This window comes from Chryseobacterium sp. OV279, assembly GCF_900128945.1.
Classification (GTDB): domain Bacteria; phylum Bacteroidota; class Bacteroidia; order Flavobacteriales; family Weeksellaceae; genus Chryseobacterium.
On record NZ_FQUD01000002.1, the window covers coordinates 679,847 to 691,980 of the forward strand.

Sequence of the window (12,134 nt, forward strand, 5' to 3'; positions counted from 1 at the left end):
ATCTCAATAAAAAATTGCAGTTCTCTAAAGAAAAATCTAATTTTACACTTTAAAATTTTCCCTTGCAGTACGCCCAAATCGTTTTACCACTTAATTTAAAAGGATCTTTCACCTATAAAGTCCCTGAAGAGCTGATGCCGGATATTCAGCCCGGAATGCGTGTATTGGTGCCGTTTGGAGGCAAGAAGATTTATACGGGAATTGTTTTTGAACTTCACGACAATGCGCCTGAAAATTTTGTAGCCAAGGAAGTCATCAGTATTTTGGATGATCAACCGATTCTTCCTGAAGAACAAATCAATTTCTGGAACTGGCTTTCGGATTATTATCTGTGCGGATTGGGGGAGATTTACCGTTTTGCATTTCCTTCCTCTTTAAAACTGGAAAGTGAAACCTATTTAAAATTAAAACCCAATATAACGGTTGATTTTGAAAATCTGGATGTCAATGAAATGTACCTTGTCCAGGCATTGGAAGTGCGTCAGTTGATTAATTTAACGGATATTGAAGCCTTTATTCCTAAAAAAGATATCATTAAAACGATCAATTCTCTGATCGATCTGCAGTATATTGAAATTGACGAAAAAATTGCAGAAAAATATAAAGCTAAGGAAGTTGCGTATGTAAAGATTAATGATGAGGTTTTGGGTAATCAGAATCTGACGGAGATTTTGTTAAAACTGAACAAAGCTCCCAAACAGAAAGATCTTTTCCTGGCTATTTTAGAAAAACAGACTGAGCATCCTGATATTCCGGTTAAAAAATCTGAACTGTTTGAGGACGGATATTTCGGAAGCTCCCATTTCAAAGCCCTTGCAGATAAAAATCTTGTCGAAGAATATTATATGCAGAAAGACAGGATCGAGAGTTATGAAGGAGTCATTGAAGAACTTGAAGAACTTTCTGAGCAGCAGGAGGAAGCTAAAATTGAAATAGATGAAGCTTTCGAAGAAGGGAAAAACGTATTGTTGCATGGGGTAACTTCCTCAGGAAAAACACATATTTATTTAGAGAAAATTGAAGAATGCATTCAGGAAGGAAAAAATGTACTGTTCCTGCTTCCCGAAATTTCCCTGACCAAACAGATTACCCAAAGGCTGGAAAAAAAATACGGAAGACAGCTTGGTTTCTATCATCAGAAACTGACGGATTTTGAACGGGTGGAAGTCTGGAGAAGAATCAAACAGAACGATATCAAAATTCTCATAGGAACCCGGAATGCGATGTTTCTGCCGTTTAAAAATCTTGGACTGATCGTTGTAGATGAAGAGCATGATTCTGCATACAGACCAAGAGAAGCTTCCCCTAATTTCAATGCAAAAGATGCCGCACTGGTTTTAGGAAATATGTACGGAGCGGGTGTGATCCTCGGATCAGCGACGCCTTCAGTGGAAAGCTATTATAATGCACGAAAAGATAAAATAAAATATATCTTCCTGAACGAAAGATTCGGGAATGTCAATCTGCCGGAATACGAGCTCATCAACTTTAAAGAAGCCCAGGAATCTAAAAAAGTCTCCGGGAACTTTTCTTTGCACCTGATTGACGAGATCAAAAAGACGGTGGATGAAAAAAATCAAGCCATTGTGCTTCACAACCGCCGTGGTTATGCCAATGTCATAGAATGTGAAACCTGTGGCTATGTCAATTACTGTTCGAACTGTGATGTCGTCATGACCTATCACAAGGCTGCGAATGAAATGAAATGCCACTACTGCGGACAGAGAGCCTCAAAGCCGAGAAGCTGCCCGAAATGCCAGTCTGAAAACCTGAATGAAAGAGGAGTAGGCGTAGAGCAGATTCATGAAGAAGTGTCCAAACTCTTTCCTGACCATGAAGTAGATCGGATGGATGTGGACTCTATGCGTAAGAAATTTGCGTATGAAAAGCTGTACGAGAAAATTGAAGATGGTGAAACCGACATTATCGTAGGAACACAGATGATTTCTAAAGGTCTTGATTTTGACCATATCGAACTGGTGACCATTCCAAAAGCCGATTCCTTATTATATGTGCAGGATTTCAGAGCGGAGGAAAGAGCGTACCAGCTGATCACGCAGGTATCCGGAAGAGCAGGAAGGGTTTCTGGAAAAGGGAAAATCTTAATTCAGACTTATAACCCTGATCATTCCGTTTTTCAGCTGATCAAGATGAATAATCCGGCGAAAATCTATAAATATATCCTTACCGAACGTCAGAAATTCCACTATCCGCCGTTCACAAAGCTCATTATGATCGAGCTGAAGCACCGGAAAGAAGACAAAGTGAACAGAGCTTCCCAGTTTTTAGGATCCATTTTAAGGAAATATCTTCCTGAAGAATGTGTTTTGGGACCTGAAAGAGCGCAGATTGCAAGGCTGAATAATTTATACCAATTCCAAATTATGCTTAAACTTCCACGCGGTAAAAAGTATGATGAATTTAAGAAAATGGTTTTGCTGAGTTTGAATGAATTCGATGAAATCACTGCTTATCAAAGTATTAAAAAAGACGTTTTAGTAGATTTTTAACATTTTTTAACAAACTTTAGGCTCTTTTATAAGACCTCTGTGACCCTTTATCTGACAATAATTTCTACTTTTGGTCGTTGATTAAGTGTTTGGCTCTTTAATTGGATGATTTAACTTATCATTTTTTATTGTGTCAAACTATGGAACCAAAAAAAGATAGATGGTAAATTACAGAAAATATATTTCAAGTGCAGCGGTATTGGCTTCTGGGTTTTTCCTTGCTCAATCTACCGTTTCTACCGTTCTTTACTCACAGGCTTACGATAATCAAAGAAGTACTTTGAATCTGCCTTCTCCCATTACTTCGGTAGCGGAGAAGACAATTTTGTCGGCCAAAGAGCTCGTAGACATAAATGTAAACACAATGATGGCGGATCCTGTGCTGAAAAATGCCAGTTGGGGATTCGTAGTGTATGACCCGAAAACGAAGAAGGTGATCTCTTCGTACAATGAAAATACTCCTTTAGTACCGGCTTCTACTACCAAATTGTTGACCACGGAAACAGCGTTGAACCTTTTAGGCGAAAACTACCGTTGGATGACGCAGCTGGAATATTCAGGGACTATTGATGAAAGTGGAGTTTTAAATGGAAATTTGTATCTGATAGGCAGCGGAGACCCTTCTTTAGGAACCAATAAAGCAGGAGCGTGGTCATACAGAGACATTGTTTCAGACTTCATGAGCGGACTTTCCCGCGAAGGTATCAAAAAGGTAAATGGTGATATTATCATTCAGACAGCGCTTTTCAAAGGCAATATTACAATGCTTCCGGAAAATGTTGTATGGCTTGAAAACAATAATTACTACCTGCCTGTAGGAACTACCCGCGAGATCAATCCGGCAAACGAAAAGCTGATCGTGAAAAAATCAGGATTTGCTTCTGATAAAAAGTATTTCTACGTGTCTCCTTATGTGAACCAGATGGTGTATGCTGAAAAGTATGATGGCGACGGTATTTTAACCACAAAACTTCCGGATGCTCCGGCTTATCTTGCCAATACGTTCAGAACGACACTGGTGAAAAGCGGAATTGGAGTGACAGGAAAAGTAACGCCAAAAATGACGGATGCAGCACCTGAAAGCAGAAAACTGGTAGCAGCTTATAAATCTCCTACATTAGGTGATATTGTATTCTATACCAACCAGCACAGTGACAATTCTCTTGCAGAAGCTTTACTGAAAACAGTAGGTTACCAGAAAATGGGCGACCAGACTTCAGAATCAGGAAGAATAGTAGTAACCAACCACCTTAAAAATGAAAGCTTCGATATGATCGGGCTGAATTATATGGACGGAAGCGGACTTTCAAGAGGAAATAACGTAACGCCTATTTCTCAGGTGAAATTCCTGACTTCGTTAATGGATGAGAAATATTACAAAACATATTTTACGTCGCTGCCGGTAGGAGGGCAGTCCGGAACACTGAAAAGAATGTTCATCGGAACCGGAAACGGACAGGTTTTTGCTAAAACAGGAACTTTAAATAAAGTAAAGACTTTAGCAGGATATCTGAAAACCAACTCAGGGAAGACGCTTGTGTTTTCTTTAATGGTCAATAATTATTCAGGATCTGTAGATATGGTGAAGAAAAGAATGGAAAAAATTCTTGAGCCGGCTCTCGATCTTTAAACAATATTTTTTTTAATATTTATAAAAACCTTTTAATCCATGATTAGAAGGTTTTTTTTATCTTTGATTACATCTAATAACCTGAGTATGAGAAAATTTTATCTTTTAATCCTTGGCTTTTTAATCTCACAGAATTTTTTTAGCCAGAAACAGGAACCCAATATTGAAATGAAAGGGCTTATCGCAAAAGAAATGAACGCTTTTACGAAAAAGATGATCACCTACAATATCAATCCGAATACCTTAAATTATGATCTTCAGTACCAGAGAATGGATGTCAGTCTGGATCCTGCAGTATACAATATTTCAGGTTCCGTGACTTCTCATTTCAAGCCCACTCAGAATATGAGCAGCATTTATTTTGATCTGTCTGATATCATGGTGGTTTCTCAGGTGCAGTACCATGGAAGTAACCTGACCTTCCAGCAGCTTCCTACCAAAGAAGTGAAAATTGATTTTCCTGCCTCGATTCCTGCCAATACGCTTGATTCACTGACGATCCACTACTCAGGAGCCCCTTCTACAGGAAATGCTTTTACAACAACAACGCAGGGCGGAATCCCTATTTTATGCACTTTAAGTGAACCTTATGGAGCGCAGGACTGGTTTCCTACCAAGCAGAGCATGAACGATAAGATTGAACGATTTGATCTTAAAATTACCACACCTTCACAGTATAACGTAGCAGCTAACGGAAAATTAATGTCTGAAACCACGCTTCCCGGAAATCAGAAACTGACCTTCTGGAGAACAGCGTATCCTACAGCAGCCTATCTGATCGCCGTTTCCATCACCAATTTCGTTAAACTGAACGATATCATCGGGAATCCGCCGTTTCCGTTTGTGAATTACATATATCCTTCCACGAATGCCAATGCCACCAGCATGGCTAATATTGAATGGACCAAACAGGTTATGAATACTTTTGAGACCTATTTCGGACCCTATCCTTTCCGGAACGAAAAATATGGACATATGGAATTCAAATTCAATGGCGGAATGGAGCATCAGACCATGTCATCCATGGGTAGCTGGAGCAAACCGTTAATTGCTCATGAGCTGGCGCATCAATGGTTCGGAGATAAAGTGACTTGTGGTGCCTGGAATGATATCTGGCTTAATGAAGGTTTTGCAACATTCGGGGCTGGTCTTGCGAATGAAAAATTACTGATGACCAATGCTGAATTTAAGAACTTTCTGTTGGGAGAGATCAATAATATTACTTCTGCTCCCAATGGTTCTACTTACGTTCCGGATGCAGAGCTTTCAAGTGTAAGCAGAATTTTCAGTAACAGACTGACGTATGCAAAAGGGGCCTATATTCTGAGAATGATTAAATGGATTTTAGGAGACACCGCTTTCTATCAGGCCGTAAAAGACTATCATGGAAGACCGAATTTAGCCTACAGTTATGCCAGAACCGCAGATTTTAATGCATCGCTTTTACAATCCACTGGAAAAGATTTCACAGGATTCTTTAATGACTGGCTGTATGGTGAAGGTTATCCAAGCTATACCACAAAGTGGAAACAGACCGGAAACCAGATCTTTTTTAAAGTTTCACAAACCCAGAGTAGTCCATCGGTCAGCTTTTTTGAAATGCCATTACCAATCAAAGTGAACGGAACGGGAGGGGAGATTGCTTATTTTGTACTGAATCATACTGCTAATAATCAGGGGTTTTTAGAAACCGTTTCTTTTCCGGTTGCCAGTGTTGAATTCAATTATGATTATCAGATTCTTGAGAAAAATTCTACCGTGCTTCAGGATAATACGTTAAGTGTTTCTTCCGTAGAAAAGGATGAATTTGCATTATATCCGAATCCGGCTAAGAATGAACTGTATCTGAAAGGTTTTGAAAAAGCAGCAGAATATTTCATTCATGCTTTAGATGGGAAATTAATTAGAAAATCACTTTATCAGCCTGGAAAAGCAATCGGAATTTCAGAGCTGGTTCCGGGGACTTATATTTTTACCATCAGTGAGCAGCATATTAAGTTTGTAAAACATTAAAAACACACTAATTGATCTGTTTTATTTTCAAAATGATCACGATAAGTGTATTTAATTGTGAAATGAAATGGTCATGTGTCTCTATTTTTAATTTAAAAAATTACATATTAATGAAGATATTGTGAAATAAATATTTATAAAAAGCCATAAATGCTATAGTTTTTTATGTAAACATCTATTTTATATAAAATTGACCTTTTAATCTGTGATTAGAAGGTTTTTATCTATATTTAACCGAATAATTTTTTGGGAAATGAAAACACTTTATCTTTTGATTCTGAGCGCCTTGCTGCCGCAAGTGATGTACAGCCAGAATACACATGATCACAATATTGAAATGAAAGGATTGATAGCAATGGAGCAGAAATCCTTTGCTCATAAGATGGCCACTTACAATGTGAGCCCCAATACGCTGAATTACGATCTTCAGTATCAGAGAATGGACATCAGTCTGGATCCTGCAGTGTATAACATTTCAGGTTCTGTGACCTCGCACTTTAAGCCTAATCAGAATATGAGCAGCATCTATTTTGATCTTAACAGTACACTTACCGTTTCTCAGGTGAAATACCACGGAACAGATTTAACGTTTCAACAGCTTTCTACAAAAGAGCTGAAGATAGATTTTCCGGCTTCTATTCCTGCCAATACGCTGGATTCCCTGACGATCAATTACTCCGGTGCTCCATCTTCGGCTAACAGTGCTTTTTTTAATGGAAATCAGGGCGGAACGGCTGTTCTGTCAACATTAAGTGAGCCTTACGGTGCACAGGATTGGTTTCCTACCAAGCAGAGTCTGAACGATAAAATTGAGCGTTTCGATTTTAAAATTACCACACCTTCACAATATAACGTTGCAGCAAACGGCAAACTGATGTCTGAAACGATACTTCCGGGTTCAAAGAAACTGACTTTCTGGAGAACGGCGTATCCTACAGCAGCATATCTGATTGCGCTTTCGATTACCAATTTTACCAAATTAAACAGTACCATCGGAAATCCGCCTTTTCCGTTTGTAAATTATGTATTCCCATCCACCGCTTCCAATACGACGACAATGTCTAATATTGAATGGACGAAACAGGCGATGGATACATTTGAAACCTATTTTGGACCTTATCCTTTTCGTAATGAAAAGTACGGTCATATGCAGTTCCAGTGGGGAGGCGGTATGGAACATCAGACCATGTCTTCTATGGGAAGCTGGAGCAGAAGTATTATCGCTCATGAGCTTGCTCACCAATGGTTTGGGGATAAAGTAACCTGTGCAACCTGGAATGATATCTGGCTGAATGAAGGTTTTGCCACGTTCGGGGAACATTTGGCGAATGAAAAACTATTGATGACCAATGCTCAGTTTATGAGTTTTCTGGTTGATGAAAAAAATACCATTACCAGTGCGACCGGAGGAAGTACCTATGTTTCAGATGCAGAACTTTCCAATTCAAACAGGATTTTCAGCAGCAGACTTTCCTATGCAAAAGGAGGATATATTGTAAGAATGATCAAATGGATTTTGGGTGATACGGCTTTCTACCAGGCCGTAAAAGATTATCACGCAAGACCGAATTTAGCCTATGGTTATGCAAGTACCGCAGATTTTAAAGCTTCATTTCTTCAGTCCAGTGGAAAAGATCTGACTGAGTTTTTTAATGATTGGTTGTATGGACAAGGGTATCCAACTTATAATATCAAATGGAGACAGACCGGAAACCAGATTTTCTTTAAAGCAGGACAGACGCAGAGTAATGCTTCTGTAAGCTTTTTTGAAATGCCGCTACCGATCAAAGTCAATGGTACAGGAGGGCAGACCGCTTATTTTGTTCTGAATCATACGACCAATAATCAGGGGTTCCTTGAAACGGTTCCTTTTCCTGTGGCGAGTGTTCAGTTTAATTACGAACATCAGATTTTGGACAAAAACTCTACGGTAGTTCAGGATAATACACTAAGCGTTTCTTCTGTGGATAAAGAAGAGTTTGCACTGTATCCGAATCCGGCTAAGAATGAGCTGTATTTAAAAGGAGTTGACAGAGCTGTTGATTATTCGATTTATTCTGTTGATGGAAAACTGATCAGAAAAGCAGTATACCAGCCTGGAAAATCAGTTGAAATTTCAGAACTGGTACCGGGAACCTATATCTTTACAGTTCAGGAGAAAAATATAAAATTTGTTAAGCATTAAATAGAGTCAGGAGGTTTGAAGATTGAAGAGGGAAGTAATTGCAGTCTAAAATCAGAACTAAAAGTCTGTTTATTTTGGAACAAAGCCTCGAACTATCCTTGTCAAGGTTTTAAACCTTGACAAGGATGCCAACAGAAACTTTCACTTTCTCATTTTAACGAATTTAGATTAAATAAAAAAACGGACCTTGAGTCCGTTTTTTGTTGTTTTTTGAAATAGACAATCATGTAAAATAATATCCACAAGAAGGTCAAAACAGCTGATAATTTTAATAAAAGTTTTAACAGCCGGAAAAAGGTTAAAAAAGTGGATAGTAAAAATAGTGAGCGCGTTCAGCAGATAGTATGGCGTACAGTAATTCCATTGTTAAAATAATTTAAGGTTAAACATATTGTGATGAAGTTTTTAGATCAGGAAGCTTTTGTGTCTTCTGGCAGCCCGTGCAGCTCTTTTTCTGGCCGTTTTTACCTTGTGCCGAAACCATTTTTCTTTGAAGAGTTTACGCATCATATTATCAAAGTTTCTGGTCACAACCATATTTTTAAAGCCGCGCCATTTTTCGAGAAGGCTTGAAGGAAGTGCTCTTACAGAAACGGAGTAACCTTCGGTTTCATATTGTATATAATGCCACCAGCCGGAAGGGATATAGAGCGTTTCGCCTGGATTCAGAAGAGCCTCATAACCATTTAAGTACAGAAGAGCAGGGAATTCCCTGTAGTCAGGATCTTTGATATTGGACAAACTATGAAAATTGTAAGGCAGTTTATACATCAGATCCGACTGCTCCCACGGAAAAAGCCAGATTCTTTTGATGCCGTGAAACTGAGTAATGAAAACATGGGACATATCGATATCAATGTGGTTTCTGGTGATAGATCCTTCGCCACCGAAGAACATGAAAGGAAGCCATTTCAGTATTTTCCCATTTGTCACATCGTTATAATGGAGGTCGTCTTTAAGCTCCGGTTTGATATTAAGCAGATTGAATAAAAACAGTCTGTGTTCTGTAGGCGTTGTGCTGATCAGGTCAAGATATTCTGAAAATGTGGTTTGTCCGATCGGGCTGCTGGCGACTTTGTCCAGAGATTCCAGCTCACTTCCATATATGTTCACTTTATGATTTCCTGCTATTTCCTTGAAGTATTCATAATTCCACTTTTTAAAAGCAGGACTTTTAGGATCGATGAAGTCTTCCATAATAACAGGAAGGCGTGGTTTCATATAATTCTGTATAAAGCTTCGGGAACTTATTGTCTTTACTTTTTCTATCGGAGTCAGTCTCATATTCCTCAGTTTAGATGACAAATATAATTATTATCCTACTAAATTAGTAGACTAATTGTGTTAAAACTGAATTTGAACCCTATTTTTACAATAAAACTTTTAAAAGCCGATATTTTAACACCTTTTTATTAAATTAGCGCATCTAAAAAATTACTAAAAAATGATCTCTGAAAAATATCTTCAACATTTACAGAACGAACTGCAAAACATTGAAAATGACGGTCTTTATAAAAGAGAAAGAATCATCACTTCCCAGCAGAGTGCAGAAATAGAAGCTAACGGAAAGAAGCTTTTAAACTTTTGTGCCAATAATTATCTGGGTCTGTCCAACAATCCGGAGGTGATGAAGGCCTCTCAGGACATGATAGAGTCGCATGGTTACGGTATGTCATCTGTACGTTTCATCTGCGGAACACAGGATATTCACAAGCAATTAGAGAAGAAAGTCGCGGATTTCTTAGGTCTTGAAGACACGATTTTATATGCGGCATGTTTTGATGCAAACGGAGGTGTTTTTGAACCTTTATTTACCGAAGAAGATGCGATTATTTCAGACGAACTGAACCATGCATCAATTATTGACGGTGTACGTCTTTGTAAATCGGCAAGATACCGTTATAAAAATAATAATATGGCTGATCTGGAAGCCCAGTTAATCGCTGCTTCTGAAAAAGATCACCGTTTCAAAATCATCGTTACAGACGGAGTTTTCTCTATGGATGGTATTGTAGCAGACCTGAAAGGCGTATGTGACCTAGCAGACAAATACAATGCTCTGGTCATGGTGGATGACTCTCACGCAACAGGTTTCATCGGAAAAACAGGCCGTGGAACACACGAAGCCAATGAAGTGATGGGCAGAGTGGATATTATCACGTCTACCTTAGGAAAGGCTTTAGGTGGTGCTTTAGGAGGATTTACTTCCGGTAAAAAAGAGATCATCGATATGCTGAGACAGCGTTCCCGTCCTTATTTATTCTCGAATTCATTGGCGCCTGGTATCGTAGGAGCAGCATTGAAAGTTTTGGATATGATCTCTGATGACACTTCACTTCGTGATCAGGTGATGGAAAACGCAGAATATTTCAGAAAAGAAATGGTGGCCAAAGGATTTGATATTCCTGAAGGTGATGCTGCCATTGTTCCGGTGATGTTATACGACGCACCTCTTGCTCAGAAAATGGCTGAAAAGCTTATGGATGAAGGGATTTATGTAATCGGGTTCTTCTATCCTGTAGTACCGAAAGGAAAAGCAAGGATCAGAGTACAGCTTTCTGCTGCCCACACAAGAGCCCACCTTGACAAAGCGATTGCTGCTTTTGAAAAAGTAGGTAAAGAGCTTGGCGTGATTTCTTAATTAAAATAATAGACTATTTAAAACAGGTTTTATGAAAAAAATACTTCTGATCATCGGTTTTGTATGTTTTCAAAGTTTCTCAGCACAGAGCATTATGGATTTCGATCTTAAAAATGTTGAACTGCAGGGCATGAAACCTGCGACAATAGATAAAGAAATGAAAGATATCGGGATTACAAAAATCCCTTTTGTGACGGATAATCCCGATATTATTTCAAAAATAGAAGGCCCGGAAACGGCAGCTACCATTAAAAACTTCTACACCTTTACGTACAATAACGCTAAAAAGGATGATGGTGGAGTAATGGTTTATGAGTTTAAAACAAAAACTGATCTTGATGTATTTCTTGCCAAAAACTATGAACAGTCCAACAGCAGGACTTTAGTAAAAGGTTTGTTTTGCATTAATATCTGGAGCGATTATGGCCTGCATGTAAAAGGAAAGGAAACCAGTGAAGACCATCTGAACAAGCTGGAGAAGTATTACACGAACCTCGGGGCGAAAAGAGTAAAGCTACAGGAAATGCAGCCTCTTGACGCTACCGATCAATAATTTTTATATCTACTGATGCTTTATACAATAATCAAAGCACTGCATATCATTTTTATGGTAAGCTATTTTGCGGGAATTTTCTATCTCGTAAGAATTTTCGTTTACTATAAGGATACGGACGAATTTGCTGAAGAAAAAAAGAAAATCCTTAGAGAACAGTATACTTTCATGGCCAGAAGGCTTTGGAATATCATTACCGTTCCGGCAGGGATTATTATGGCAGTTTGCGGAATTGTGATGATCTTTCTGAATACCGGGCTGATGAAAATGCCGTGGTTCCATTTAAAACTCACTTTCCTGATCGGCCTTGCCGTTTATCATTACTGGTGCTGGAGAAAAGTGCTTAAACTGAAAGAGTTGAACGGACAAACCATCGAAACGCCTAATATCAAACTGAGACAGGCCAACGAGATCGCTACATTTCTTCTGTTCCTTGTGGTATTTACCGTGATCCTGAAATCTTCAGTGATTGAATACTGGTGGCAATTAATCGCTGGATTTTTCGTTCTTGTATTTCTGATCATGATGACGGTAAAACTCGTTAATAAAAATAAAAAAAACAAATAACTGTTGAAAGTAGAAGGTGTACATGATACATTTTA

8 protein-coding genes are annotated in these 12,134 nt (G+C 38.6%); 7 read left to right on the forward strand and 1 reads right to left on the reverse strand.

From position 1 onward, the window contains the following. Positions 1-62 precede the first annotated feature (62 nt). From priA to BUA72_RS10870, 4 genes are all read left to right on the forward strand, one after another. Entirely contained in the window at positions 63-2,510 is a 2,448-nt protein-coding gene (priA, locus tag BUA72_RS10855) for a replication restart helicase PriA (protein ID WP_072922924.1), read from the forward strand. A 160-nt stretch (positions 2,511-2,670) separates the two neighbouring features. Next, entirely contained in the window at positions 2,671-4,140 is a 1,470-nt protein-coding gene (gene dacB, locus BUA72_RS10860; RefSeq protein ID WP_072922925.1) for a D-alanyl-D-alanine carboxypeptidase/D-alanyl-D-alanine endopeptidase, read from the forward strand. Between the two features lie 87 nt (positions 4,141-4,227). Further along, entirely contained in the window at positions 4,228-6,153 is a 1,926-nt protein-coding gene (locus BUA72_RS10865; RefSeq protein ID WP_072922926.1) for a M1 family metallopeptidase, read from the forward strand. 253 nt (positions 6,154-6,406) lie between these two features. Further along, on the forward strand, positions 6,407-8,338 hold the full coding sequence (locus tag BUA72_RS10870; RefSeq protein ID WP_072922927.1) for a M1 family metallopeptidase: 1,932 nt from the start codon (positions 6,407-6,409) through the stop codon (positions 8,336-8,338). A gap of 405 nt (positions 8,339-8,743) precedes the next feature. Here BUA72_RS10870 and BUA72_RS10875 read toward each other — a convergent pair whose 3' ends face one another. Continuing rightward, positions 8,744-9,622, reverse strand: a complete 879-nt coding sequence (locus BUA72_RS10875; RefSeq protein ID WP_072922928.1) for a cupin-like domain-containing protein — start codon at positions 9,620-9,622, stop codon at positions 8,744-8,746. A gap of 160 nt (positions 9,623-9,782) precedes the next feature. On the opposite strand from BUA72_RS10875, the gene kbl reads away from it, so the two are divergent. From kbl to BUA72_RS10890, 3 genes are read left to right on the forward strand one after another with little or no spacing between them, the layout of a single operon-like run. After that, positions 9,783-10,979, forward strand: a complete 1,197-nt coding sequence (gene kbl / locus BUA72_RS10880; RefSeq protein WP_072922929.1) for a glycine C-acetyltransferase — start codon at positions 9,783-9,785, stop codon at positions 10,977-10,979. Positions 10,980-11,010: 31 nt separating this feature from the next. After that, the gene (locus tag BUA72_RS10885; RefSeq protein ID WP_072922930.1) at positions 11,011-11,532 is read left to right on the forward strand and encodes a hypothetical protein; all 522 of its coding nucleotides are present in this window, start codon (positions 11,011-11,013) and stop codon (positions 11,530-11,532) included. Between the two features lie 15 nt (positions 11,533-11,547). Then, positions 11,548-12,099: a CopD family protein gene (locus tag BUA72_RS10890; RefSeq protein ID WP_072922931.1), complete on the forward strand. Its 552-nt coding sequence runs from the start codon at positions 11,548-11,550 to the stop codon at positions 12,097-12,099. Positions 12,100-12,134: the final 35 nt, after the last annotated feature.